This window comes from Pantoea sp. UBA4549, from assembly GCF_002387285.1.
Classification (GTDB): Bacteria; Pseudomonadota; Gammaproteobacteria; order Enterobacterales; family Enterobacteriaceae; genus Pantoea; species Pantoea borealis.
The window spans coordinates 32,888-58,779 of the sequence record NZ_DGLH01000010.1; the positions used below are offsets into that span (position 1 = coordinate 32,888).

27 protein-coding genes and 1 tRNA gene are annotated in these 25,892 nt (G+C 59.1%); 10 read left to right on the forward strand and 18 right to left on the reverse strand.

The features are described from left to right. Nucleotides 1-44: 44 nt before the first annotated feature. Nucleotides 45-740, reverse strand: coding sequence for a hypothetical protein (locus B3041_RS11170; RefSeq protein ID WP_292972615.1), 696 nt, complete (start codon nucleotides 738-740; stop codon nucleotides 45-47). Between the two features lie 127 nt (nucleotides 741-867). On the opposite strand from B3041_RS11170, the gene B3041_RS11175 reads away from it, so the two are divergent. Beyond that, nucleotides 868-2,028 (forward strand): pyridoxal phosphate-dependent aminotransferase, encoded by a 1,161-nt coding sequence (locus B3041_RS11175; RefSeq protein WP_292972618.1) that lies wholly within the window; start codon nucleotides 868-870, stop codon nucleotides 2,026-2,028. Beyond that, nucleotides 2,016-2,786, forward strand: a complete 771-nt coding sequence (locus B3041_RS11180) for an amidohydrolase (RefSeq protein ID WP_292972621.1) — start codon at nucleotides 2,016-2,018, stop codon at nucleotides 2,784-2,786. The genes B3041_RS11175 and B3041_RS11180 overlap by 13 nt, the downstream gene beginning before the upstream one ends. Before the next feature lie 108 nt (nucleotides 2,787-2,894). Here B3041_RS11180 and katG read toward each other — a convergent pair whose 3' ends face one another. The 10 genes from katG to hpxU form a co-directional block, all read right to left on the reverse strand. Then, nucleotides 2,895-5,096 (reverse strand): catalase/peroxidase HPI, encoded by a 2,202-nt coding sequence (gene katG / locus B3041_RS11185; RefSeq protein ID WP_065650042.1) that lies wholly within the window; start codon nucleotides 5,094-5,096, stop codon nucleotides 2,895-2,897. 145 nt (nucleotides 5,097-5,241) lie between these two features. Then, complete coding sequence (uraH, locus tag B3041_RS11190; protein ID WP_065650043.1) at nucleotides 5,242-5,577, reverse strand: hydroxyisourate hydrolase; 336 nt, start codon at nucleotides 5,575-5,577, stop codon at nucleotides 5,242-5,244. Next, a complete protein-coding gene (uraD, locus tag B3041_RS11195) occupies nucleotides 5,574-6,068 on the reverse strand; it encodes a 2-oxo-4-hydroxy-4-carboxy-5-ureidoimidazoline decarboxylase (protein ID WP_065650044.1) in 495 nt (164 codons plus the stop codon). Before uraD ends, uraH begins: the two co-directional genes overlap by 4 nt. Before the next feature lie 10 nt (nucleotides 6,069-6,078). Continuing rightward, nucleotides 6,079-7,329 carry an allantoate amidohydrolase gene (gene hpxK / locus B3041_RS11200; RefSeq protein WP_065650045.1) on the reverse strand — a complete coding sequence of 417 codons (1,251 nt, stop codon included), beginning with the start codon at nucleotides 7,327-7,329 and terminating at the stop codon, nucleotides 6,079-6,081. Then, entirely contained in the window at nucleotides 7,326-8,561 is a 1,236-nt protein-coding gene (locus tag B3041_RS11205; protein ID WP_065650046.1) for a pyridoxal-phosphate-dependent aminotransferase family protein, read from the reverse strand. The genes hpxK and B3041_RS11205 overlap by 4 nt, the downstream gene beginning before the upstream one ends. Nucleotides 8,562-8,584: 23 nt before the next feature. Further along, complete coding sequence (locus B3041_RS11210) at nucleotides 8,585-9,316, reverse strand: amino acid ABC transporter ATP-binding protein (RefSeq protein ID WP_065650047.1); 732 nt, start codon at nucleotides 9,314-9,316, stop codon at nucleotides 8,585-8,587. Further along, nucleotides 9,297-9,953: an amino acid ABC transporter permease gene (locus B3041_RS11215; RefSeq protein ID WP_065650048.1), complete on the reverse strand. Its 657-nt coding sequence runs from the start codon at nucleotides 9,951-9,953 to the stop codon at nucleotides 9,297-9,299. Before B3041_RS11215 ends, B3041_RS11210 begins: the two co-directional genes overlap by 20 nt. Next, nucleotides 9,950-10,618: an amino acid ABC transporter permease gene (locus B3041_RS11220; protein WP_065650049.1), complete on the reverse strand. Its 669-nt coding sequence runs from the start codon at nucleotides 10,616-10,618 to the stop codon at nucleotides 9,950-9,952. Before B3041_RS11220 ends, B3041_RS11215 begins: the two co-directional genes overlap by 4 nt. Next, nucleotides 10,619-11,404, reverse strand: coding sequence for a transporter substrate-binding domain-containing protein (locus tag B3041_RS11225; protein WP_065650050.1), 786 nt, complete (start codon nucleotides 11,402-11,404; stop codon nucleotides 10,619-10,621). Between the two features lie 192 nt (nucleotides 11,405-11,596). Further along, nucleotides 11,597-12,436 carry a MurR/RpiR family transcriptional regulator HpxU gene (gene hpxU, locus B3041_RS11230; RefSeq protein WP_065650051.1) on the reverse strand — a complete coding sequence of 280 codons (840 nt, stop codon included), beginning with the start codon at nucleotides 12,434-12,436 and terminating at the stop codon, nucleotides 11,597-11,599. A gap of 171 nt (nucleotides 12,437-12,607) precedes the next feature. Here hpxU and B3041_RS11235 point away from each other — a divergent pair, with 171 nt between their 5' ends. From B3041_RS11235 to hpxZ, 4 genes are read left to right on the forward strand one after another with little or no spacing between them, the layout of a single operon-like run. Next, nucleotides 12,608-14,194: a gamma-glutamyltransferase family protein gene (locus B3041_RS11235; RefSeq protein WP_292972632.1), complete on the forward strand. Its 1,587-nt coding sequence runs from the start codon at nucleotides 12,608-12,610 to the stop codon at nucleotides 14,192-14,194. 12 nt (nucleotides 14,195-14,206) lie between these two features. Beyond that, nucleotides 14,207-14,398 (forward strand): oxalurate catabolism protein HpxX, encoded by a 192-nt coding sequence (gene hpxX / locus B3041_RS11240; protein WP_065650053.1) that lies wholly within the window; start codon nucleotides 14,207-14,209, stop codon nucleotides 14,396-14,398. After that, nucleotides 14,389-15,786, forward strand: a complete 1,398-nt coding sequence (locus B3041_RS11245) for an AtzE family amidohydrolase (protein ID WP_292972638.1) — start codon at nucleotides 14,389-14,391, stop codon at nucleotides 15,784-15,786. The genes hpxX and B3041_RS11245 overlap by 10 nt, the downstream gene beginning before the upstream one ends. Nucleotides 15,787-15,788: 2 nt before the next feature. After that, nucleotides 15,789-16,175, forward strand: a complete 387-nt coding sequence (hpxZ, locus tag B3041_RS11250) for an oxalurate catabolism protein HpxZ (protein WP_292972641.1) — start codon at nucleotides 15,789-15,791, stop codon at nucleotides 16,173-16,175. Between the two features lie 36 nt (nucleotides 16,176-16,211). Here the strand turns inward: hpxZ and puuE are convergent, their stop codons facing one another. The 3 genes from puuE to B3041_RS11265 are packed head-to-tail and all read right to left on the reverse strand — an operon-like array spanning nucleotide 16,212 to nucleotide 18,651. After that, the gene (puuE, locus tag B3041_RS11255; RefSeq protein ID WP_065650056.1) at nucleotides 16,212-17,165 is read right to left on the reverse strand and encodes an allantoinase PuuE; all 954 of its coding nucleotides are present in this window, start codon (nucleotides 17,163-17,165) and stop codon (nucleotides 16,212-16,214) included. 35 nt (nucleotides 17,166-17,200) lie between these two features. After that, entirely contained in the window at nucleotides 17,201-17,932 is a 732-nt protein-coding gene (gene hpxA, locus B3041_RS11260; protein ID WP_065650057.1) for an allantoin racemase, read from the reverse strand. Next, on the reverse strand, nucleotides 17,929-18,651 hold the full coding sequence (locus B3041_RS11265) for a GntR family transcriptional regulator (RefSeq protein WP_292972645.1): 723 nt from the start codon (nucleotides 18,649-18,651) through the stop codon (nucleotides 17,929-17,931). Before B3041_RS11265 ends, hpxA begins: the two co-directional genes overlap by 4 nt. A gap of 146 nt (nucleotides 18,652-18,797) precedes the next feature. Between B3041_RS11265 and B3041_RS11270 the strand changes: the two genes are divergently transcribed. Further along, nucleotides 18,798-20,291 carry an NCS1 family nucleobase:cation symporter-1 gene (locus B3041_RS11270; RefSeq protein ID WP_292972648.1) on the forward strand — a complete coding sequence of 498 codons (1,494 nt, stop codon included), beginning with the start codon at nucleotides 18,798-18,800 and terminating at the stop codon, nucleotides 20,289-20,291. Nucleotides 20,292-20,354: 63 nt separating this feature from the next. On the opposite strand, the gene B3041_RS11275 is transcribed toward B3041_RS11270, so the two are convergent. After that, a tRNA-Asp gene (locus B3041_RS11275) sits at nucleotides 20,355-20,431 on the reverse strand. Nucleotides 20,432-20,564: 133 nt separating this feature from the next. Continuing rightward, complete coding sequence (dnaQ, locus tag B3041_RS11280) at nucleotides 20,565-21,296, reverse strand: DNA polymerase III subunit epsilon (RefSeq protein ID WP_065650060.1); 732 nt, start codon at nucleotides 21,294-21,296, stop codon at nucleotides 20,565-20,567. Nucleotides 21,297-21,349: 53 nt separating this feature from the next. Between dnaQ and rnhA the strand changes: the two genes are divergently transcribed. Beyond that, nucleotides 21,350-21,817, forward strand: a complete 468-nt coding sequence (gene rnhA, locus B3041_RS11285; protein ID WP_065650061.1) for a ribonuclease HI — start codon at nucleotides 21,350-21,352, stop codon at nucleotides 21,815-21,817. On the opposite strand, the gene B3041_RS11290 is transcribed toward rnhA, so the two are convergent. Further along, complete coding sequence (locus tag B3041_RS11290; RefSeq protein ID WP_292972655.1) at nucleotides 21,802-22,536, reverse strand: class I SAM-dependent methyltransferase; 735 nt, start codon at nucleotides 22,534-22,536, stop codon at nucleotides 21,802-21,804. The two genes, rnhA and B3041_RS11290, sit on opposite strands and share 16 nt — an antisense overlap. 39 nt (nucleotides 22,537-22,575) lie before the next feature. Between B3041_RS11290 and gloB the strand changes: the two genes are divergently transcribed. Both gloB and mltD read left to right on the forward strand, forming a co-directional pair. Beyond that, entirely contained in the window at nucleotides 22,576-23,331 is a 756-nt protein-coding gene (gloB, locus tag B3041_RS11295) for a hydroxyacylglutathione hydrolase (protein WP_065650063.1), read from the forward strand. Between the two features lie 71 nt (nucleotides 23,332-23,402). Continuing rightward, nucleotides 23,403-24,782 carry a murein transglycosylase D gene (mltD, locus tag B3041_RS11300; protein ID WP_065650064.1) on the forward strand — a complete coding sequence of 460 codons (1,380 nt, stop codon included), beginning with the start codon at nucleotides 23,403-23,405 and terminating at the stop codon, nucleotides 24,780-24,782. A 107-nt stretch (nucleotides 24,783-24,889) separates the two neighbouring features. Here the strand turns inward: mltD and B3041_RS11305 are convergent, their stop codons facing one another. Then, on the reverse strand, nucleotides 24,890-25,690 hold the full coding sequence (locus B3041_RS11305) for an endonuclease/exonuclease/phosphatase family protein (protein WP_065650065.1): 801 nt from the start codon (nucleotides 25,688-25,690) through the stop codon (nucleotides 24,890-24,892). Nucleotides 25,691-25,892: the final 202 nt, after the last annotated feature.

The following is a 25,892-nucleotide window of genomic DNA, read 5'->3' on the forward strand; positions in this document are numbered from 1 at the left end:
CGACGCCTCCTTGCGGAGGCGTTTTTTTTGCCTCTGTCAGACGCCTATGCGGCCTGGCGAATGCGGGCAACCAGCGCCTCTTCATCCGCAATATGGTCAGCGGCCAGCATCAGGGTGCGCCCCAGCGCCAGCGCGCTGTGCAGACAGGCGTTACGCATCTCTTCATCATCGATACCGGAGAAATCACTGAGCGTTGTGGCGCTGAGGCTGCGCCGGATCAGCGCAGCACCGCTGTAGCCGAGGGCGTCATGCCAGATTGACTGCAGCAGCAGCTGGTCGCATCCGGGCCAGCGGAACAGCGCATCGCTCTCCGCCAGACGACGAAAGCCGGTGGTAAAACCGCGCCACAGCTGCTGCACCGCCTGCAGGTGCTGCTCACGCGCATCGGCCGCTTCACGCAGCGGCAGCTGGCCGGGGGCAGCGCAGTAGTGGATCAGCAGATCGCTTAACGCCCCGCTGACGGCGAAACCGACAGGTGCAGCGCAGCCGTGCTCAGGCAGCTGTGTTTCAGGGCGGGTAAGAAAACGCCAGCGCAGTACGCCGAGGATTTGCTGCAGCGCCTCATCCTGCTGCAGTTCCGCCGCCAGCGCCTGCAGTGTAACCGGCACCGACGCGGGCTGCCAGTTGAACAGCCGTTCCGTCAGGCGGCGTGCCGCTCCGTCATTTATCCCGGTTGATGCCGCCAGCAAAGTCTGCGCCAGCGCCTCGCCGGCAGCGCTGTTGTCATGAGGTTGTGCCATTACCTGCTCCTGTAAAAGCTGCGTTTAGCCATCTAAGCGTCTCGATTGCCAAAGAGTAGCATCCTGATTATAGTGTCAGCAATACAGGGTTTCTTATCACGCCGCTTACGCGCAAGGCCAGCTTACTATGACGCCACTTGATCTTATTCCTGACAGCAAGCTTCCCGCGACCGGCACCACGATCTTTACGCAGATGAGCGCGCTTGCCGCCCGGCACGGCGCCATCAATCTTTCCCAGGGCTTTCCTGATTTCAGCGGCCCCTCCCTGCTGCAGACGCGGCTGGCGCATCACGTCAGTCAGGGGGCCAATCAGTATGCGCCGATGATCGGCACGCCGGAACTGCGCGAAGCGATAGCGGATAAAACCGCAGAGCTATATGGCTACCGGCCTGATGCCGGCAGCGACATTACCGTGACCAGCGGGGCGACGGAAGCGCTCTACGCGGCTATTACCGCACTGGTGCGACCGGGCGACGAAGTGATCTGCTTTGATCCCAGCTACGACAGCTACGCGCCCGCGGTGACGCTGGCGGGCGGCGTAATGCAGCGTATCGCCCTGCAGCCGCCTGCGTTTCGCGTGGCGTGGCCCGCGTTTCGCGATCGGCTTAGCGCACGTACCCGGCTGGTGATCCTGAATACGCCGCACAATCCCTCTGCCACCGTCTGGCAGCAGAGCGATCTGGAGGCGCTGTGGCAGGCGATTGCGGATCGGGAAATATACGTGCTGAGCGATGAGGTGTATGAGCACATCTGTTTCAGCGCGGCGGGTCACGCCAGCGTGCTGGCACATGCCGGGCTGCGCCAGCGCGCGGTCACCGTCTCCTCATTTGGCAAGACGTATCATATGACCGGCTGGAAAGTGGGCTACGCCGTAGCGCCGCCCGCTATCAGCGCCGAGCTGCGCAAGGTACATCAGTACCTGACTTTTTCCGTCAACACCCCGGCCCAGCTGGCGCTGGCGGATATGCTGCGTCAGCAGCCTGAACACTACCGAACGCTTTCTGCGTTTTACCGCGCCCGGCGCGATCGTCTGACACAGGCGCTGGCGGCCAGTCGTTTTCAGGTATTACCCTGTGAAGGCACCTATTTTTTACTGCTGGACTACAGTGCGATCGCCGATCTGGATGACGTCAGCTTCTGTGAGTGGCTGACCAAAGAAGCAGGCGTCGCTGCTATCCCGCTGTCGGTGTTCTGCGCTGACCCTTTCCCGCACCGGCTGATCCGCCTGTGCTTTGCCAAACAAGAGGCGACGCTCGACGCCGCCGCGGAGCGCCTGTGCAAACTTTAAAGATTACCCTGCTGCAGCAGCCGCTGAGCTGGATGAACGGCGCCGCTAACCTGCGTCATTTTGATCGGCTGCTGGAAAACCTGAGCGGACGCGATGTGATTGTGCTGCCAGAGATGTTTACCACTGGTTTTGCCATGGAAGCGGCGCAGGCTTCATTGCCGCAGCAGGAGGTAGTGACCTGGCTGCAGCATCACGCGCGGGCCACCCATGCGCTGGTCGGCGGCAGCGCGGCCATTCAGACAGAAGCGGGTGCGGTAAACCGCTTTCTGCTGGTGGAGCCAGACGGTACGCTGCATCAGTATGACAAGCGCCATCTGTTTCGCATGGCGGAAGAGCATCAGCACTATCTGCCGGGAGAACGCCGTGAACTCTTTCACTGGCGCGGCTGGCGTATTCTGCCGCAGATTTGCTACGACCTGCGCTTTCCGGTGTTTTCCCGCAACCGCAATGATTACGATCTGGCGCTTTATGTCGCCAACTGGCCGGCACCGCGCGCTCATCACTGGCAGGCGCTGCTGATGGCACGTGCCATCGAAAATCAGGCGTATGTCGCCGGCTGTAACCGGGTGGGCAGCGACGGCAATCATCACCGCTACCGCGGCGACAGCCAGATTATCTCACCGCAGGGGGAGATCCTTGCAGCCGCTGAACCCTTTACCCCGGCACGCCTGGATGCAGATCTGTCGCTGGACGCGCTGCAGACGTATCGCGAGCGCTTTCCGGCATGGCGCGACGCAGATACGTGGACGCTGGAATAAACCGCGGGCCGGCACCGGTAACGCCGGGGAAGAAAAGCAAAAACCGGAAGCGCCAGGCTTCCGGTTCTGTTTTTTCAAATCTATCAGGTGCGGTTTAGCGCAGGGTAATTACGCGAGATCGAAACGGTCCAGGTTCATCACCTTTGTCCAGGCCGCCACGAAATCATGGACAAACTTCTGCTTCGCATCGCTGCTGGCATACACTTCAGCCAGCGCACGCAGGATAGCGTTAGAGCCGAACACCAGATCGGCGCGCGTGGCGTGATACTTCACTTCGCCGCTTTCGCGATCGCGTCCTTCGAACAGCTCAGCGCGTTCATCGGTGGCGCGCCACGCGGTGCGCATGTCGAGCAGATTGACAAAAAAGTCGTTGCTCAGCACGCCCGGGCGATCGGTAAACACACCGTGCTGGCTGCCGTCATAATTGGTGCCCAGCACGCGCAGGCCGCCCAGCAGCGCCGTCAGCTCCGGTGCGCTCAGCGTCAGCTGCTGCGCTTTATCCAGCAGCAGGGTCTCCGTTGAGGAGCCACTCTGCACGCGACGATAGTTACGGAAGCCATCTGCCAGCGGCTGCAGCACATTAAACGACTCACTATCAGTCTGATCCTGACGCGCATCCACGCGACCCGGCATAAACGGCACCTGCACCGCCACGCCTGCAGCAGCAGCAGCCTGTTCAATACCGACGCTGCCTGCCAGCACAAGGGTATCCGCCAGCGAGAGTTTGCCGGATGCCTGCTGGATTTGCTGCAATACCGGCAGCACATCGCTTACCACACCGGCATTGACCGCCCAGCCGTTCTGCGGTGCCAGCGCCAGACGCGCGCCGTTAGCACCCCCGCGCTTGTCGCCGCCACGGAACGTTGAAGCGGATGCCCAGGCCACGGAAACCAGCTGGCTGACGCTCAGGCCCGACGCGGCGATCTGTGCTTTAGCCTGCGCAATATCATCAGCGCCGGGCTGATGCACCGGCTGCGGTAACGGATCCTGCCACAGCAGATCTTCTTTCGGCACTTCCGGGCCGAGGTAGCGCGCTTTGGGTCCCATATCGCGGTGAGTCAGCTTAAACCAGGCGCGGGCGAATGCTTCATTAAACGCCTGCGGATCGTTCAGGAAGCGACGCGAGATCTTCTCAAACTCCGGATCGAAGCGCAGCGTCAGATCGGTTACCAGCATGGTGGGCTTGCGCTTTTTCTCCGGATCAAACGGATCGGGGATGATCGCTTCTGCGTCCACCGCTTCAAACTGAATCGCACCCGCCGGGCTGTGCGTCTGCACCCACTCATATTTGAACAGGTTCTCAAAGAAATAGTTGCTCCACTGGGTTGGCGTCTGCGTCCAGACCACTTCCAGGCCGGAGGTGATAGCATCCGCTCCGGCACCGCTGCCGTAGCTGTTGTGCCAGCCAAAGCCCTGCGCTTCAATTGGCGAGGCTTCAGGATCAACATCCAGATGGCTGGCAGCCGCCGCCCCGTGCGTTTTGCCCAGCGTATGGCCGCCGGCAATGAGCGCAACGATCTCTTCGTCGTTCATGCCCATGTTGCCGAAAGTGGCGCGGATCGCCGGCGCTGCAGAGCGCGGATCGCCGCTCGCTTCCGGACCTTCCGGGTTGACGTAGATCAGGCCCATTTCGGTTGCGCCCAGCGGCGCATTTGCGAGGCTCTCGGGATGACGGTGCGCCAGCCACTCTTTTTCATGGCCCCAGTCCACATCCATATCCGGCTCCCAGACATCCTCACGACCGGCACCAAAACCAAAGGTACGGAAACCGGCGTTCTCCAGGGAGACGTTACCCGCCAGAATATAGAGATCGGCCCAGGAGATTTTCTGGCCATACTTCTGTTTTACCGGCCAGAGCAGGCGTCGTGCTTTATCAAGGCTGACGTTATCGGGCCAGGCATTAAGCGGCGCAAAGCGCTGCTGTCCGCGCCCGGAACCGCCGCGGCCATCAATCGTGCGGTAGGTGCCGGCACTGTGCCACGCCATACGAATAAACAGGCCAATATAGCTGCCCCAGTCGGCGGGCCACCAGGATTGTGAATCGGTCAGCAGCGCACGGATATCCGCTTTCAGCGCGGCGTAGTCAAGCTGGCTGAACGCCTCGCGGTAGCTGAAATTTTCATCCAGCGGATTAGAACGGCTGGAGTGCTGGTTCAGCAGGTCGACCCGCAGCATATTAGGCCACCAGTCGCGGTTAGAGGTGCCGCTGCCGGCGCCGCGTGCAAGCACGCTCTTCTCTTCTGACGCTCCATGATGAAAAGGACATTTTCCGGACGCTGCAGCATTATCGTTATGGTCTGGCGTGCTCATTATTCGGCTCCATTGGCTTCACGTTTTGCGGTTAAGATAGCGGCACTCAGGAGCAGAATATATTTGGATGGACCGAAAGCTTTGATAGCTTTTGTCTTTTAAAAAGAAGTTTTGTGACAGGCTGCACAAAATGAAGCGCGGCCGATCAGCTGCCGCGATAGGTGGACCAGGACCAGGGAGAGATCAGAAACGGCAGATGATAGTGGCTGCCCGCGCGTCCGATAACAAAGTCGATCTGCGCACTGACATAGAGTGCATCGCGCCCGTCAGCGGCAAAATAGTCGCCAATCTCTGCCGTCAGCCGGTAGTGCCCGGGCGCCAGAGGGTCCGGGGTCAGATCGCAGATACGTCCGTCACGATCGGTTTCTCCTTCGCTGACCGGAAACCACCCTTCCGGACTGTTCTGTTCCAGTGACACGGCTACACCCGCGGCCGGTGTGCCCAGCGCGGTATCAAGAATATGCGTGGTAATGGTGCTCATATGATGCTCTCCTTAAGCCGTAACAGGGTGATTTCCCGCAGCTGCGCCAGCGTCTCCTGCTGTTCGCACTCTCTATTATTGTTAAGCCTGCGCTGCAATTCTGCCAGCATCTGCGCGGCGCTGCGCCCGCTGGCCCGGATCAAAAACACCCGGCCAAAGCGGGCTTCATAGGCATGATTACCCGCGTGCATGGCCAGCTGCAGATCGCGATCTGCCTGCTGCATCGCAGCCTGCTCCCGGCGCGACAGCGTGGCTTCATGTTCCGTACCCTGTGCTGCTTCACCAATACGCGGATGCGCGCTAAGCGCCTGATCCAGCTCTGCCTGTTGCCACCGCTGCGCCAGCTGCTGCGCGTGCCCGACGAGCGCGCTCAGGGTCGCATAGGGCCGCGCGGCCACCAGCGCCTGCTGCCAGGCGGGAATGGCAACGCAGTGCGCGATCGCCTGACGGGCATCAGCCTCATCCGCCTGGTTAAACTCATTCAGCTGCATGCCCGCTCCTTTATGCCTGCGCCAGCTGCGTCACGGCCTGCAGATACGCCTGCACGCCCAGCGCCACATCATCCGCCTGCACCGACTCCGCCGGATGGTGGCTGATACCCCGGTAGTTACGTACAAACAGCATACCAACGGGCCAGCGCTCCGCCATGGCGATTGCATCATGACCGGCCCCGCTTGGCAGGGCCAGCGTGCGGCCCTGTACGGTTTCTACCGCCGCACCCAGCGCCTGCTGCAGCCGTTGATCGCAGGGCGTGGCGGCAATACGGTAATACTCGCTGGCGCTGAAACTCACGCCGCGCCGCAGCGCAATCGCCTGCGCCTGCGTTAACAGTCGCGACAGATGCCGCTCCAGCGGCTCATCCTGGGGACCGCGGATATCGAGCGACAGCTGCACCTCTCCCGGAATGACATTGACCGCGCCGGGCTGACAGCTGAGCGTACCGGTCGTCGCCACCAGCGGCGCCTGCGTGGCCTGCTCAATGAACAATATCCACTCGGCGGCAGCCGCCAGCGCATCTTTGCGCAACAGCATCGGCACCGTGCCGGCGTGTCCCGCCTCACCGCTGAAACGGCAGTTAAGACGACGTGCGCCGTTGATGGCGGTGACCACGCCCAGAGCTAAATCCGCCTCCTCCAGACAGGGGCCCTGCTCAATATGCAGCTCCAGATAGGCGGCGATCTCGCTGACATGACGTGCCGCGAGGCTTACCTGTGCGGCATCCAGTCCGGCATCCTGCATCGCCGCCGCAACCGTAATGCCGTTGCCGTCGGGATGCGTGATCCAGCTCTCCGGCCAGCTGCCGGTCAGCCCGCGGCTGCCCAGCAGCGTAATGCCGAAGCGGGTGCCCTCTTCATCCGCAAAGCCTGCTACCTCTACCGCCAGCGGCAGGCGCTGCCGGCGATCGTGCAGCCACTGCACGGTTTCAATCGCGCTCAGCACGCCCAGCATACCGTCATAGCGTCCGGCGTTGCGCACGGTATCAAGGTGAGAGCCGAGCAGCAGCGCCGCCGCGCCCGGTTCGGCCGCCTCATAGCGGCCGCAGATGTTACCCACCGCATCCTGCCAGGTCCGCATACCTGCCGCCTGCATCCACTCCGCCACGCAGGCGTTAGCGCGCAGGTGTTCCGGCGACAGATAAACGCGCGTCAGAGCCTCATCATCTTCACTGATCGTTGCCAGCGCATCACAGCGCGCCATGATGCGTGCGGCGGCCGACTGCGCCTCTTCAGCGCTCATCTGGCGTGCACTCATGCCTGGCTCCCGTAGTGATCCCAGGCCGCCTGCAGCGCCGCGCCCTGCGGCGTACGGAAACCGCAGTGCTGCAGCACCGCTTCGAGCGCGCTCAGGGTCTGCATCACGCAATCTTTGCGCGCGTTATAGCCCATGGTGCCAATGCGCCACACTTTGCCATGCAGCGGACCAAATGAGGTGCCAATCTCAATGCCAAAATCGTCCAGCATCAGTTTACGTACCTGGTCGCCGTTCACGCCCTGCGGAATGATGACGCCCAGCACGTTGTTCATCTTGTGCTGCAGATCGCCAAAGGTCTCCAGCCCCATGCCCTGAATACCTTTCAGCAGCGCATCACCGTGCAGTTTGTGCCGGGCGATGCTGTTATCCAGCCCCTCCTGCAGAATGATGCGCGCGCATTCGCGGGCGCCAAACAGCGCGCTGGTGGCTTCTGTATGGTGATTAAGCCGCTCCGGCCCCCAGTAATCCATGATCATGCCGAGATCGAAATAGTTGGAGTAGATCATCTCGTCATCGCCATCCTGATGCGCCGCGGTGCGGATCCCCTCCTCCACGCATTTGCGCTTGCGGATGATCTCCTCCATCTGCGGACTCAGGGTGACGGGAGAGGTACCGGACGGGCCGCCCAGGCATTTCTGCATGCCGGCCGAGACCGCATCCAGCCCCCAGGCATCCGTTTCCAGCGCATTGCCCGCCAGCGAGGCGGTGGCATCGGTGTAGAACAGTACGCCATACCGGCGACAGATAGCGCCCAGTTCCGCCAGCGGCTGCAGCATGGTGGTTGACGTGTCGCCCTGCACCGTCAGCAGCAGGCGCGGCTTCACCCGTTTGATCGCATCCTCGATCTGATCCGGCGAGAACACTTCGCCCCAGGGCACTTCAAGGGTGTGCACTTCCGCCCGGCAGCGCCGCGCGATCTCGCACAGCAGATGACCAAACCGACCAAACACCGGCACCAGCACCCGATCGCCGGGACGGATAGCGGAGAGCAGAATCGCTTCAATGCCGGCGCGGGAGGTGCCGTCAATCAGCAGCGTCCAGCGGTTTTCGGTGCAAAAAATGCCGCGATAAAGCGCCATGACTTCATTCATGTAGTGCGTCATCGCCGGATCGTACTGCCCGAGCAGCTGGCTCGACATGGCGCGCAGTACGCGCGGGTCAGCGTTAATAGGTCCCGGCCCCATCAGCAGACGCTGCGGCGGATTGATCTGAGAAAACTGATGAATATCCATAGTGAATTCCTTAATGGCCACGCTCAGAGGCGTACGGTCGAGATAAACTGTTTCAGTTCGGCGGTCTGCGGCTGCGCAAACAGCGTTTTACTGCTGCCCTGCTCCCATACCCGCCCCTGATGCATAAATACCACCCGGTCGCCCACGTCGCGGGCAAAATTCATTTCATGCGTCACGAGGATCAGCGTCATCCCCTCTGCTGCCAGCTGTTCCAGTACCTTCAGCACCTCTCCCACCAGCTCCGGATCGAGTGCGGAGGTGATCTCATCGCAGAGCAGCACTTTTGGCTGCATCGCCAGCGCTCGGGCGATCGCCACACGCTGCTGCTGTCCCCCGGAGAGGCTGGCCGGGTAGTAGTCCAGTCGCTCACCCAGCCCCACTTTTTCCAGCATCTTTGTTGCCAGCACCCGGCACTCTGCGGCGCTTTTTTTCAGCACGCGCCGTGGTGCCAGCATGACATTCTCCAGCGCGGTCATATGAGGAAAAAGATTGAAGTTCTGAAACACCATGCCGACCGAACGGCTGATTTCACGCGCCTGAGACTCACGATGCGTAATGGTCATGCCGCCCAGTTTAATGCTGCCCTCCTGGTAGCCCTCCAGCCCGTTCATGCAGCGCAGCAGCGTGCTCTTACCAGAGCCGCTGCGGCCGATAATGGAGATCACTTCGCCATTATCGATATCCAGATCAACGCCTTTCAGGACATGATTTTCGCCGTAGTATTTCTGAACCTGATTAATGGTGATGAGCGGCATGGAATTTTTTCTCCAGGTACTGGCTGTAGCGCGACAGCGGGTAACACATCAGGAAGTAGCCAAGCGCCACCAGGCCAAACACTTTAAATGGCTGATACGTGACGTTGTTTAAAATGGTGCCGGCTTTCGTCAGCTCGATAAAACCGATAATGGAGGCCAGCGCGGTGCCTTTGATCACCTGCACCGCAAAGCCCACCGTGGGCGCAATGCCGATGCGGATCGCCTGCGGCGCCACGACGCGGCAGAGCGTCTGACCGAAGTTCAGGCCGAGACAGCGTGATGCCTCCCACTGACCTTTTGGCAGCGCGCGTATGCTGCCGTACCAGATATCCAGCAGAAAGGCGCTGGTATAAAAAGTCAGCGCCAGTGAGGCGGCGGTCCACGGCGCCACATCCACGCCAAACAGCCCGACGCCAAAAAAAGCGAGAAACAGCTGCATCAGCAGCGGTGTACCCTGAAACAGCGCGGTATAGCCCTGAATCAGCCGCGTCAGCCATGGCTTTTTCAGCAGGCGCAGCAGCAGCAGCGGCAGTGTCACCAGCGTGCCGCCGGCGAAGGCCACCAGCGACAGCAGCAGCGTCCAGCGGGCTGCCAGCAGCAAATTGCGCAGAATGTCCCAGTCGGTAAATGTCGTCATGCCGGCTCTACTCCAAACCACTTACGCCCCAGCGCCAGCAGCAGCTGACGCATCGCAACTGACAACGCCAGATAGAGCAGCGTGGTCACCAGGTAGACTTCAAAACTCAGAAACGTGCGTGACTGAATCAGGTTGGCCGCAAAGGTCAGCTCCTCATAAGAGACCTGCGACACCACCGATGAGCCGAGCATAACGATGATGCACTGGCTGACCAGGGCCGGATAGATGCGCTGCAGCGAGGGCGGCAGCACCACGCGCACAAAAGTCTGCATCCGGCTTAAACCCAGCACGCGCCCCGCCTCCCACTGTCCTTTCGGCGTAACCTGGATCCCGGCGCGGATGATCTCTGTGCTGTAGGCGCCGAGATTAATCAGCATCGCCAGCAGCGCCGCTTCTCCGGCGGTGAGTTTTACCCCCAGGTTCGGCAGGCCAAACACGATAAAAAACAGCTGCACCACAAACGGCGTATTGCGGATCAGTTCCACATAGACACCCCAGAGGCGGCTGGCCCAGCCCGGCCTGCCGCTGCGCAGCGCTGCGCCGACGATCCCGAGGCTGACGCCACCCAGCGTAGCCACCACCGTAAGCTGCACGGTAACCCACAGCCCGGCCAGCAGTTCCGGCCAGTACGGCCAGAGTTCAGCAAAATTAAGCTGCGCCATCATTCAGGCACCGAGCGAGGCAGGCAGCGGCGCTTTCAGCCACGCTTCCGAAAGCTTATTCAGCGTACCGTCCTTAATCCCCTGTTCAATCAGCGTATCCACTTCTGCTTTCAGCGCCGGCTCATTCTTCTTCAGGCCAATAAAGCAGGGAGAGTCTTTGAGCATAAACTGCGCCACCGGCGCTTTTGCCGCGTTCTGTCGGGTGATGGCCGCCACCACCAGATTGCCGGTTGCCACATACTGCACCTGGCCGGAGAGATAAGCAGAAAGCGTGGTGTTGTTATCTTCATAACGCTTCACCTGCGCATCTTTCGGCGCGGCTGCGCTCAGCACCATATCTTCTACGGCGCCGCGCGTAACGCCGATCGATTTGCCGCTCAGGGCGGCGGCATCCTTCAGCGCCTCACCTTTCGGCCCGAACACCCCGAGGAAAAAGGGCGCATAGGCGCGACTGAAAGCGATGACTTTTTCCCGTTCCGCATTTTTACCCATGCTGGAGATCACCAGATCGACTTTATCCGTCTGCAGATAAGGCACGCGGTTGGCACTGGAGACCGGCACCAGCTGCAACTTCAGTTTCATCTGCTTAGCAAGGTAGCGCGCCATATCGATATCATATCCCTGCGGCTGCAGATCGGTGCCCACTGACCCAAACGGCGGAAAATCCTGCGGCACCGCGACGCGGAGCACTCCGCGCTTTTGAATATCCTGCAGCTGATCGGCCTGCGCACTACCCGCCTGAACCAGTAAAAGCGCCGCACCCGCTACCGCCAGTAAAATATTTTTCATTGTGCACCCCGGTGTGTTGAATATGAAACAAAAGATTCTTATCAACAGTGTGTGCAACTAATGTGCCAACCACAGCGGCGCGAAGGAACCGCTATACAACCGGTGCTGAACCCTTAACAGCAGAGATAAAACGGGTAAAACGCGATTCGTTTCAGAGAACCAAAACGGTGCGACGCACTGTTTCAGTGCCCGTTATCGGTGTTCCAGCTCATCCAGATGCTGATAGAGATCGGCGATCTGATGAATACGCTGCCGTCCCTGCGCCAGGGTCTCATGCAGCAGCGCATTCGCCAGCAGATTCACCAGGCTCATGGCTGAAGCATAGCTGTCAAAGGCAGAAACGCTGTCCAGCGGCGCGCAGAGTTGCCAGCGTGCCACGCCCTGAATACCCTGCGCCTGCGGCTCCGAGAGCGCCAGCAGCGGAATATCGCGCTGCTGCAGCTGCTGCATCAGCGGACGCAGCAGGCGCGGACGTCGCCGGAACGCCATAACCACCACCATATCGTCCGGGGTAATATCCACCAGCTCTTCGCCCAGCGTCTGCCCCGGCTGCGGCAGCAGTACCACATGAGCACGCGCCTGCAGCAGCTGCTGGCGCAGGTGCAGCGCCACCGGATACGCGTTACGCATACCGACGATAAAGACGCGTTTTGCGCTGCCCAGCGCGGCGATGACGTCACTTAGCTGCTGACTGTCGATACGGTTGATCCACTGCGTCAGGTTTGCCATCTCCTGCTTATAGTGGCGCGCCAGCAGCGTATTCCCCTGCACCGCGTCGCGGTTATCAGTGAGTGGCATTCCGCTCTGCCGCAGGGTACGCAGCTCATCGCGCATATCTTTATATTTTTCATAGCCAAGACGCCGGAACAGCCGGCTTACCGTTGCCTTGGAGACGCCGCTGAGCCGCGCCAGCTCGGCACTGTTGTAGCTGATCAGATCATCAAAATGATCAAATACAAAGTCAGCAATGCGCTGCTCCTGAGGCGACAGCTGAGCGTACTGGCTGCGCAAGCGTTCATCGAGTTGTTTCATGCGTTGTCCTGTAACTTTCGTTTCACCCTGCTCTAGCATAAATCGATCCAGCGCCTGCCGACAGAAAAAGTGGAACAGCTCTTGCTTAGGTTTCAGCAGGGAATGTTGTCGCGCAGCGGGTTTTGCTGCTGCGACGGATTCAGGTGAGCAGAATATCAGCTGAGAGCACTTATGATTCAGAGCAACATGGCCCCGCAGGGCATGGTCGTCACCCCTCATCATCTGGCGAGTGAAAGCGCTCTCGCCGTGCTGCGCGACGGCGGAAGCGCACTCGAAGCGATGGTGGCCGCTGCCGCAACCATTGCGGTGGTCTATCCGCATATGAACGGGCTGGGCGGCGACGGCTTCTGGCTGGTGGTGCCGCCGGAGGGAGAACCCATAGCGATTGATGCCAGCGGCGCAGCTGGCTCGCTGGCGTCAGTGAGTTTTTATCAGGGCCGGCAGACGATCCCGCATCGCGGACCGGAAGCGGCGCTGACCGTGGCCGGCACCGTCAGCGGCTGGCAGGAGGCGCTGACGGTGTCACAGGAGCTGGGCAATGCGCCGCTGCCGCTGCACCGCCTGCTGCGCGATGCCATCCGGTATGCAGCCGACGGCATACCGGTTACCGCCTCGCAGGCCGCTGCCACCGCTGCAAAAGCGCCTGAGCTGCAGCATCAGCCCGGCTTTGCCGCCACGTTTATGCCGGAGGGCCGGCCACCACAGCCGGGCAGCCGCTTTACCCAGCCCGCACTGGCGGCCACGCTCAGCCAGCTGAGCGAAGAGGGGCTGGAGAGCTTTTATCGCGGCCGGCTGGCGCAGACGCTGGCTGATGATATGCACACGCTGGGTATGCCGGTCACGCTTACCGATCTGCAGCAGCATCGTGCCCGGCGCTGTACTCCGCTTCACCTGGCGCACAGCGAAGGCGATATCTGGAATATGACGCCGCCGACGCAGGGGCTGGTGTCGCTGGCGATCCTCGGGATTACCGATCGCCTGAACATGGCGCAGGCTGATGAAGCCCAGACGCTGCACCGGATTGTGGAGGCCACCAAACAGGCGTTCAGCCTGCGTGACCAGCACATCACCGATCCGCGCCACAGCGATACCGACGTGCAGGCGCTGCTCAATGCCGATCATCTTGCCAGCCTTGCGGCCAATATTGATGACCACCGCGCCGCGCCGTGGGGCACCGGCCGTGGCCCGGGCGATACCGTCTGGATGGGCACCATCGACAGCAGCGGGCTGGCAGTCTCGTTTATTCAGAGTATCTATCATGAATTTGGCAGTGGCGTGGTGCTGCCTGGCAGCGGGATCACCTGGCAGAATCGCGGCGCGGCGTTCAGCCTGCAGCCCGATCACCTGCTGGCCCTGCTGCCGGGCAAGCAGCCGTTTCACACGCTTAATCCTGCCGCCGCCCGCCTGAAGGATGGCCGGGTCATGGTGTATGGATCAATGGGGGGAGATGGTCAGCCGCAGACGCAGGCGGCCATTTTTACCCGTCACGTCATTCAGGGAATGCCGCTGCAGCAGGCGGTCAGCGCGCCGCGCTGGCTGCTGGGCCGCACCTGGGGCGAAGCCTCTGATTCACTCAAACTGGAAGCGCGCGTGGCGCCGGAAACGGTGGCCCGGCTGCGTCTGCTGGGCCATCAGGTGGAGCTGCTCTCTGACTTCAGTGAAGTAGTGGGTCATGCGGGCGCCGTGGTGCGCCACACCAGCGGCATGCTGGAAGGCGCTTTCGATCCGCGCAGCAACGGCAGCGCAGCCGGTTTTTAACAGGAGATACTGATGACTGAACCCGCAGAGTGGGCGAATTATGTTGCTCAGATGGAGCAGATCCTGGCACTGGATCTGAATGACGCACGTCGTGGCGAGCTGCAGCTGCAGCTTAGCCGGATCGCTGCTATGGCCGCACCGCTGATGGCGCTGTCGCTGGACGATCGTCTGGAAGTCGCCGGGGTATTTCAGCCATGCGCCTGACGTCCTTATCGATCGCAGCGCTGCAGCGTGCGCTGCAGCAGGGCGAGATCGCCGCCGCTGAGATTGCCCGCCATACGCTGGCGGCGATTGAGCAGCATAATCCGGCGCTTAACGCCTGGACGGCGATCACCGGGCAGCGCATGCTGCGCGAAGCTGAAGAGCTTGACCGCCAGCGCCTGCGCGGCGAAACGCTGCCGCCGCTGGCGGGTATTCCTTATGCCGTAAAAAATCTGTTTGATGTAGCCGGCCATACCACGCTGGCCGGCGCCAGCCTGTTCAGCACGCGTGCGGCGGCGCGTACAGACGCCTGGGCGGTCAACCGGATGCGCGAATCGGGCGCGCTGCTCTCCGGTATGCTGAATATGGATGCCTACGCCTATGGCTTTACCACTGAAAACAGCCACTACGGCGCCACCTGCAACCCGCGCGATGTTACGCGCATCGCCGGTGGTTCATCCGGTGGATCCGCCGCTGCGGTGGCCGCAGGACTGGTGCACTTTTCGCTCGGCAGCGATACCAACGGCTCTATCCGCGTACCGGCATCGCTGTGCGGGATCTTCGGCCTCAAGCCCACCTTTGGTCGCCTGTCGCGCAGCGGTACGCAGCCGTTTGTCGCCAGTCTCGATCATATCGGCCCGTTTGCCCGCTCGGTTGAGGATCTCAGCCTGGTGTATGATGCGCTGCAGGGCCGCGACGCCGGGGATGCGTTTCAGCTGACGCGGCCGCCGGAGCCGGTCAGCGATCGCCTGCAGGCCGGCAGCGACGGGCTGCGCTGCGCTGCGCTGGGCGGTTTTTTTACCACCTGGTGTGACGATGAGGCGCGCAGCGCGGTGGCACGCGTGGCGCGGGCGCTGCAGGCAGAAGAAGAGGTTGTCATGCCGCATGCTGAGCTGGCGCGCGCCGCCGCATTTATCATCACGGCAGTGGAAGGCGGCAGTCATTATCTGCCCGCCCTGCGCAGCCAGCCGGAGCAGTTTGAACCTCACTCGCGTGAGCGCCTGCTGGCCGGCGCAATGCTGCCTGCTGCCTGGTACACGCAGGCCCAGCGCTTTCGCCGCGGCTTTCAGCAGCAGGTGCTGTCGCTGTTTACGCATTATGATGTGCTGCTGGCACCCGCCACGCCCTGCAGCGCCACGCTGATTGGCCAGCAAAACATCACGCTCAACGGTGAGTCGCTCTCTGCCCGCGCCACTATGGGTATGCTGACTCAGCCCCTCTCGTTTGCCGGTCTGCCGGTCTGCAGCGTGCCGATGGAGACGGCCGGGGGCCTGCCAATTGGTGTGCAGCTGATTGCCGCGCCGGGCAATGAACACCTGGCGCTGCGCGCCGCCTGGGCGCTGCAGCAGCAGGGCCTGACATACGATCAACCGACTCTGATGGATAGTTAATAATGACAATGGACAGGATTAATGACCCGGATACCGTTGCCGCTGTGACCGCTGCGTTTTATCGCTATGAGCTGGCGCTGACGGGCAATGATACCGCAACGCTGGATGCGCTGTTCTGGCACGACGCGCGTACCGTCCGGCTGGGTGCGGGTGAGAATCTGTATGGTATTGAGGCCATACGCGCTTTTCGCGCAGCCCGTCCGGCGGCCGGACTGGATCGTACGCTGCGCAATACGGTGATCACCACCTTTGGCGATGATTACGCAGTGTGCAGCACCGAATTTACCCGTGAAGGTACAGCGCGTATCGGGCGGCAGCAGCAGACGTGGGTGCGGCTGCCGCAGGGGTGGCGCATTGTGGCCGCGCAGGTCAGCCTGATGAGTGAGTAAGCCCCTCCGCCCTTACCCCCTGCGGTGAGGGCGTCATCACGGCGCGGGATGTACCGCCATCCAGTGATCGGCAATCTGCTGGCGGGTACAGATCCACACCCTCTCATGCTGCTGAATGTGGTCAAGAAAACGCTGCAGCGCGCGGAATTTTCCCGGACGCCCCAGCAGACGGCAGTGCATGCCGACCGACATCATTTTCGGGGCGCTCTCTCCCTCTTCATACAGCACATCAAAGGTATCACGCAGGTAGCTGAAGAAGTGTTCCGCGGTGTTGAACCCCTGCGCCGTGGCGAAACGCATGTCGTTGCACTCCAGCGTGTAGGGGATGATCAGATGCGGTTTGACCGTGCCATCCTGCCGTGTGACCTGGGTCCAGAACGGCAGATCGTCGCCGTAATAGTCGCTGTCATAGCTGAAGCTGCCCTGCTCCACCACCAGCCGGCGGGTGTTCGGACTATCCCGCCCGGTGTACCAGCCCGTCGGCGTTTTGCCAAACAGCTCTGTCAGCACGTCAACCGCCTGCTGCATATGCTGACGTTCAGTTTTTGCATCCATTCCCTGATAGTGGATCCAGCGCCAGCCGTGGCTGACCACGTCATAATCTGCTGCTTTGATCGCGGCGACTATTTCCGGATGCCGCGCCAGCGCCATCGCCACGCCAAATACCGTCAGCGGCAGACCGCGCTTCTGAAACTCATGATGAATGCGCCAGAAACCGGCACGCGATCCATACTCATACAGAGAATCCATCGACATGTGGCGATCGGCGTAGCTGGCTGCGCCAATGATATCGGACAGGAACTGCTCCGAACCGGCATCGCCGTGCAGCACGTTGTTCTCTGCGCCCTCTTCATAATTGAGTACAAACTGTACCGCGACCCGGGCGTTATCGGGCCACTGCGCATGCGGCGGCTGGCCGCCATAGCCGATCAGATCGCGCGGATAATTTTTGTTGAAGCTGTACTCTTTCTTTTCAGATGCGTCATTCATTCAGTCAGTTCCTGTTGTCACACCTCAGCCAGACCTTAGTTTAGGTGCTGAAAAGCACCGCTGAGGGGTTTTTGCAGCGGATAAGCGAGATCGCCATGCTTGCTGGTGCCTAAGCCAAGCGCCACCAGCGCCTCTATCATTTTCACCGCCGCGCTGACGCCATCGATCACCGGCATACCCAGCTCGCGGGTCAGATCCTGCGCCAGCGACGCCATACCGCCGCAACCGAGCACAATCGCACCGCTGTTATCTTCACGTTTTGCCTGAATGCAGCGCGCCCGGACTTTCTCCTGGGCCACGCCGCTGCCATCCTCCAGCGCCAGCACCGGCAGATCAATCGCGTGCAGCGCCGCACAGTGGTGCGTAAAGCCATACTGCTGCAGTAAATGGCGGGCGATCACCAGCGTGCGCGGTAGCGTGGTGACAATCGTAAAGCGCGTTGCCACCAGCGTGGCGGTATGCATTGCGGCTTCGGCAATGCCGATCACCGGGCCGCTGGCCAGCTCGCGCGCTGCCAGCAAGCCAGGATCGCCAAAGCAGGCAATGACATGACCGCTGGCCCCCTGCGCTTCGCCGCGCTTAATCTGCTCCAGCACGCCGATCGCGGCTATCGCCTCATCAAAATGCCCCTCTATTGAGGGCACGCCCTGCTGCGGACAGACCGCCAGAATGTCCGTGCCCGGTGCCGCCACAGCGCGGGCGGCGGCCCCCATGGTTTCGGTCATTGCCAGACTGGTATTGGGGTTGATTACCTGAATCAGGCTCATGATACGGCTCCTTTATGACCGGCAAATAACCGGCTGAAATCGGGCAGCGTTTCACCGCTGCGCTCAAAGTGCAGGCTGGAAACAATATGGTCGAAGTGGTGTGACAGCGCCTCAGTCAGCGCCGGCAGCGCCCGCTGGCGCAGCAGACTGACCAGCCTGTCGTGATGATCGCAGCGACAGCCGTGCTGCCACGGAGCCCCCCAGGCGGCGATGACCAGCGATGAGCGCTGAGTCAGGCGCGTAAGGATATCGGTCAGAACCTGATTGCCGGATATCGCCTGCAGCTGGATGTGAAATGCAGCGGAAAGGCGAATGGCGGCCGCGCCATCATTCTGCTCATGCGCCTGCTGCTCCTGCGTAATAATTGCCTCCAGCGCCGCGAGGTGTGGCGATTGCAGATGCGCCAGTACCCCGGGCAGATTGGCACACTCCAGCATACTGCGCGTGGCAAAGATATCGCGTGACTCCGCCACATCCGGCGTACTGACCTGTGCACCACGTCCGGGCGACAGCGTGATCATCTGCACCGCCGCGAGGCGCTGCAGCACTTTGCGAATGCCGGTACGGCTGACGCCAAACACCTCTGCCAGCGCCTCTTCAGGCAGCTTGCTGCCGGGCGGAAGCTGGTGCTCAACGATGGCATTCAGTAATGCCTGGAAGATCGCTTCATCTTTTTCAAAGGGCACAGCGCGGGGCTTCACCCCGGATTCATGCTTCATTACCTGCTCCGGAAAATAGCTGACTGCCAGATATCGTATACATTGCTATCATTTTTTGTATACAAAAAATCACTTCTGGCCTGGATCCTGCAGTACCTCTCTAAACGGTGAATATTTTCCCCATCATGGTGAGAGGAGCAGGTTTCATGCCAATTCATACTGAAGTGACGCCGGCGCAGGCTGATGCCCGCGCGGCCTATAGCCCGCGTCTGTGTAATGAAGATCTGGCACCAACGCGCCAGCAGAACTGGACGTGGTACAACATCTTTTCTTTCTGGATGTCGGATGTGCACAGCATGGGCGGCTATGTGGTCGCCGCCAGCTTTTTTACGCTGGGACTGGCAAGCTGGCAGGTGCTGCTGTGTCTGCTGGCCGGGATCGGGATCGTGCAGCTCTGTGCGAATCTGGTAGCGAAACCCAGCCAGATGGCGGGCGTGCCCTATGCGGTGATCTGTCGTCAGGCGTTCGGCGTATTCGGCGCCAATATCCCGGCCGTGATCCGCGGGCTTATCGCCTTTGCCTGGTATGGCATTCAGACCTATCTGGCAGCGAATGCGCTGATGCTGGTGCTGCTGAAGTTTTTTCCGGCGCTCAATAGCATGACGCAAAGCAGCTGGCTGGGGCTGTCGCTGCTCGGCTGGTGCTGCTTTGGCATCATGTGGCTGCTGCAGGCGATGGTGTTCTGGCACGGTATGAATGCTATTAAGCGCTTTATCGACGTGGCGGGTCCGGCGGTTTACGTCGTCATGGTGGCGCTGGCGGGCTGGATTGTATACAAAACCGGCCTGTCGGGTATTTCGTTTACGCTGGCCAGTAAATCACTGAGCGCCGGCGAACAGACCTGGCAGATGATCACCGCCACCGCTCTGGTCGTCTCCTACTTTTCCGGGCCGCTGCTCAATTTTGGCGACTTTTCCCGTTACGGTAAAAACATGGGCGAAGTCCGTCGCGGCAACCGCTGGGGATTACCGTTTAATTTCCTGCTGTTCTCCGTGGTTACGGTAGTGATTGTCTCCGGCACCCAGTCGCTGTTTGGCAGAATGATCACCGACCCGATTGAGACGGTGAGTATGGTGGGCAATGACCTGGCCGTGGCTATCGGCCTGCTGACGATGATCACCGCCACCATTGGTATTAATATCGTGGCGAATTTTGTGTCACCCGCCTTTGATTTCTCTAACTGCTCACCACAGAAGATCAGTTTCCGCACCGGCGGCATGATCGCCGCAGTGGGCTCTGTGCTGCTGACGCCGTGGAATCTGTTTCAGTCACCTGAGCTTATCCACTATACGCTGGATGTGCTGGGCTCGTTTGTGGGCCCGCTGTTCGGTATCCTGATTGCGGATTTTTATCTGATTAAAGGCGGTAGCGTGAGCGTTGATGACCTGTTTAACGCCACGCCGCAGGGACGTTACTGGTACCGCAACGGCTTTAATCCCAAAGCGATCGCGGCGCTGCTGCCGGCGGTCGGGATCTGCCTGACGATAAGTTTTATTCCGGCGCTGCATGCGGTAGCTAACTTCAGCTGGTTTATTGGCGTGGCGCTGGGGGCAGGCTGCTATCGCTGGCTGGCGCGGGCAGAACGGGTCGTACCGGTCTCGTATCGTCCGGAAGCGACGCTGCAAAAAGAGGGTGTATAGTGCTGGCTGAATAGCAGACAGCAAAAAGCCGATTCATTTCTGAATCGGCTTTTTTAAATAGATTGGCGGAACGGACGGGGCTCGAACCCGCGACCCCCTGCGTGACAGGCAGGTATTCTAACCAACTGAACTACCGCTCCGCGCTTTGTTCCCCGTCGGGAACGAGGCGCATATTAATGGCAGCCCCCTCCCCCGTCAACGCTTTTTATATCAAAATGACACGTTTGCCGCTTTTTTCAGCTCGCCGCTGTTTTTAGCAGCAAAATCAGTGCATCAGACGCGCCACAGACAGCTGCCACCTTTTTTTGTAACCAGATCGAGGCGGCTTTCGTGCGCCATGACTTCTTCATCACTGGCATTAATCACGCGCAGGCCTGAACCGGGACGGCTGATACGCTGAATATGCTCCCCTTCAGCCTGATTACGCTGGTCGCCCTCCATGGAAAATGCCAGCGACGTCTGGCCGCCGGTCATAGTCAGGAAGACTTCCGCCAGAATTTCGGCATCCAGCAGTGCGCCATGTAGCGTACGTTTGCTGTTGTCGATTTCATAACGGTTGCACAACGCATCCAGGCTATTACGCTTGCCCGGAAACATTTTACGCGCCATCGCCAGGCTGTCGGTGATTTTGCAAAAGCTTTCAGTTTTGCCGATATCACGCTGCAGCATGCCAAACTCATAGTCCATAAAGCCGATATCAAACGAGGCGTTATGGATCACCAGCTCCGCTCCGCGAATATAGTCGAGAAACTCATCGGCTATCTGCGCAAAGGTGGGCTTGTCGGCCAGAAACTCATCGGCGATGCCGTGAACACCAAACGCTTCCGGGTCCACCAGCCGGTCGGGCCTGAGATACATATGGAAGTTGTTGCCGGTCAGGCGACGGTTGATAACTTCAACCGCACCGATTTCAATGATGCGATGCCCCTCATAATGTACCCCGATCATGTTCATGCCGGTGGTTTCAGTATCAAGGACAATCTGGCGGTTATTTGCAGTGATCATAGGGCTCGTTTTGTGTCAGACTTGGCGTTTTTTCAGAGGGAAGTCTACCAGAGATGCGCAAACAGGTAGAAATTTTCACCGACGGTTCCTGCCTCGGCAATCCGGGACCGGGCGGCTATGGGGCTATTGTACGTTATCGCGAGCATGAAAAGTTATTCAGCGCGGGTTACCGACTCACCACCAATAATCGCATGGAGCTGATGGCGGCCATCGTCGCATTAGAGGCGCTGACGCAGCCGTGCGACGTGGTCATCAGCACAGACAGCCAGTATGTCCGCCAGGGCATTACCAGCTGGATCCATAACTGGAAAAAGCGCGGCTGGAAAACCGCTGATAAAAAGCCGGTTAAGAATGTCGATCTGTGGCAGCGTCTCGATACGGCACTCAGCACCCATACCATTAAGTGGGAGTGGGTGAAAGGACATGCCGGCCATCCTGAGAACGAACGCTGTGACGAACTGGCGCGCAGCGCTGCCGGTCATCCGGCGCTGGAGGACATTGGCTATCAGGTTGCATCCTGATCCTGTGTTTCCCGAAACTGGCGCGTAGCATTCACCACCGGACGCAGCTGCGCACTGCTGCGCGCCGTTTTCATTTTAGCAGGCGTAAGCGGGAACGTGCGCTTGCGGGCAACCACAATGTTCAGACACCCCAGAGCCGGGAGATGCGCACTGATCATTCTGCCGCCCTGCCGGTGCCACGGCACGACCTGAAAACGCGTGCGGTATACCACTTCATAATTCAGCAGACTCAGCCAGTCCAGCAGACGCACCTGACTGAACATCCTGCTGTTCCAGGGCGCTCGCCGGCTCAGACCCGGAACCGCTTTGCCGATCCCCAGCAGGCTGAATGGATTGAAGCCGCTGATAATCAGCCAGCCATCATCAATCAGCACTCTGTCTACTTCGCGTAAAACGCGGTGCGGATCCTGTTCCCATGCCAGCGTGTGCGCCAGCAGGCAGGCATCAATTGATTTAGACTCAAACGGCAGCTGAGAGACGCTGGCGATCACCTGCAGTGCGTCGCCCTCACTGCCAACATTGACCTGATGAGATATGGCACACTGACTGGTATTGATTTCTGCGCTCAGGCTGCCAATTTTTAGCATATGGAAGCCATAAAGCCTCGTCAGCCAGGGCTGCAGCTGCTGGGTTAACGCATCGCGAAAGTACTCTCCCCAGGGCATATCGTTCCAGGTGCGCGGCGCGGTCAGGATCTGGCGTGTTTTCGCTGGCTTCATGCTCTACCATCTTCCTTTAAGACAACCAGAGAGGTGTTTATGAATCTTACCAGTATTCCCGCATTAACGGATAACTACATCTGGACGCTGACCGATGACGCCGGCAACTGCCTGATTGTTGACCCTGGTGAAGCCCGGCCGTTGATTGAAAAAATCGAAGCCAACCGCTGGACGCCGGTTGCTGTCCTGCTGACGCATCATCATCAGGACCACACCGGCGGAGTTGCTGAACTGCTGCAACGCTATCCGCAGCTTGAGGTTTACGGACCACAGGAAACGGCAGCCAAAGGTGCACAGCATATTGTGCAGGAAGGTGAGTCAGTGACGCTTCTGGGCATGCCTTTTCAGGTCATCGCCACGCCAGGTCACACTTTAGGACATATCTCATATTACAGCGAACCTTATCTTTTCTGTGGCGACACAATGTTTTCAGGTGGCTGCGGACGCCTTTTCGAAGGCACAGCTGAACAGATGTTTGATTCTTTTCAAAAGCTTAATGAATTACCTGCCGATACGCTTATCTGCTGCGCACATGAATATACTTTATCTAATATGAAGTTTGCTGCTGCAATTTTACCCCATGATCCGAAAATTCTGGCCAGATATCAGGAAATTAAGGATTTACGGGCGGAAAATCGCACTACTTTACCGACAAAACTGGCACTGGAACGTGAGATAAATTTATTTTTACGTACACAAGATGCTGATTTACAAAAAGCTTTAGCAATTAATGTGGAATCTGCCCCGTTATGGCAGACTTTTGCTGAATTGCGTAATAAGAAAGACCAATTTTAATTTTTTGGGTTGTGTTGTGCCGGTACGTCACGTATAGTTGCTCGTCTTTTAAGCGAACTACTGACACACACATGAAGGCTAAAGCGATATTATTACTCGCCTCAGTCTTGCTGGTCGGATGTCAGGCCTCACGGAATGATGCCAATATCCCCGCTCAGCATGCACAGAGCCTGTCTTCAGCTGGTCAAGGTGAAAATGGAAAGTACGGAAATCGCTTGTTGTCGCCGCGCTGGCAAGATGATGGAACCAGCCTCGCAGAAGACACCGATCTCTGGAATCTCATTAGTGACGAGTTGAAGATGGGGATCCCGGAAAATGCCCGGATCCGCGAACAGAAAACAAAGTTTTTAAAAAATAAGAGCTATCTCCACGATGTAACATTACGGGCAGAGCCGTACATGTACTGGATTGTCGAGCAGATACAGAAACGTAAAATGCCGATGGAACTGGTACTGCTACCCATAGTGGAGAGCGCTTTTGACCCTCACGCAACCTCCTCCGCCAACGCCGCAGGCATCTGGCAGATTGTTGCGCAAACGGGCAAAAATTATGGTCTGAAACAGAACCGCTGGTATGACGGACGCCGTGATGTGGTGGCCTCAACCAAAGTAGCACTGGATATGATGCAGCGTTTGAACCAAATGTTTGATGGCGACTGGCTACTGACCGTAGCAGCCTATAACAGCGGTGAAGGACGCGTGTTGAAAGCGATGAAGCAGAATAAGGCACGCGGTAAGCCGACTGACTTCTGGCATTTATCACTGCCGCGCGAAACAACCATTTATGTCCCGAAAATGCTGGCTTTAAGCGAACTGCTTAAGAACAACAAGCGTTACGGTATTAAACTGCCCACTCCTAACGAAAGCCGCGCGCTGGCGCGTGTGGAAGTAGGACAGCAGATGCAGTTAACCCAGGCTGCAGAGATGGCGGGCATGTCACTCAGTAAACTGAAGACGTTTAACGCCGGGTACAAAAATGGCACGACTGCGCCAAATGGACCGCATTACATTATGGTGCCTAAGTCCAACGTGGCAAAGTTGCGTAACTCTCTGGCCTCCGGAGATATCGCCTCCGTGCAGCCCGTTGAACTGGCTAAAGCCAGCGCAGCCGGTAACAGCTATACCGTACGTAAAGGCGACACGCTATCCGGTATCGCCAGTAAGCTGGGCGTCAGCATGAGCTCGCTGAAACAGCAGAACAATCTGCGCAGTGCAGCAGTCCGTATCGGTCAGACCCTCACGGTTAGCGGTACGACAGCGGCCTCGCAGCTGGCAGATAACGGCAACAGCATCACCTACCGCGTTCGTAAGGGTGATTCTTTTGCCAGTATTGCAAAACGTCACGGTGTAAATACGCAGGACGTAATGCGCTGGAACAGCGACGCGAAGGATATACAGCCGGGTGATAAGCTCACTCTGTTTGTTAAGAATAGCGCAACGCCAGATACCTGATGCATTGAAAAGGCTGACATTTGTCAGCCTTTTTTCTTTATCAGCACCGCACTATTTATAGCAGTGCCCGCCAGATCAGCGCGTCTTATCATCACAGAAAGGTGCGTTTAACGTGCAACAGTGACGGGACTGAATTCTACCAGTAACGGGTTGTGATCGGAGGCCCGGGTAACCAGCACCGCTGCTTCACTGACCTTCATATCCCGGTAAAAGACAAAGTCGAGCGGCCGGCCAAACGCTTTACGCCGGTGATCGTCTGTAAACGTCACTTCACGCAGAGACATAGCGCGCGCAAAGCGATAAAGCGCGTTCATGCGCTGACGACTCCATGCATTGAAGTCCCCTGCCATTATCACCGGGCCACGGTGATGCTGGATCTGCTCCCCTATGGGCCCCAGCTGCTTACTGTAGACGTCCACACCCAGACTGAAATTGACCGCATGGATGTTCACTACCATCAGCATATCGCCGGTTGGCAGAGGATACGCGGTAACCAGCGCAGATTTTGCCAGCCGCAGCAGCGGCTCGCGCTCGCGCAGCGGGCAGCAATAGACCGGATGCGCAGAGGCCAGCGTCATCACCCCTGAGGGGTGCTGAGGCAGAACAAAAGCGGGTACCTGATCGGCTGCCAGATAGTTACTGGTGGCAAACCGGATCAGTTCAGGCGTGGTTTGTGCTTCCTGCAGGAGCACCAGATGGGCGTCGCGACCGAAACCCTGCAAGACCGACATCCAGTCAGCACGCTGCTGTTTGAAGATATTCCATACCAGCACCCGCAAGGTGGGATCGGCCGGCAGTGGCTCCCCCGGCGGCAGGCCCTGACCAAGATGCAGCATAGCGCCCGGCGGAAAAATTCTCTCCGCTGGCTGGCCTGCTATATAGCGCATTGCATAGGTTTTCTTTCGCACTTTACCGCCTGGCTGATAACAACAAAGAGTTCACACTGACTGTTATAGGGATTTTAGCGCGGGGTTTCAATTCGTGGTATCGAATGTCGGAATTCGCCTCACAGCAATGCATCAGAATGCCGGAGGATAAAAAGGGAAAATGAAAAAGCCCTGACTTTAACAGTCAGGGCTTCTCAATATAGTGGCGGAACGGACGGGGCTC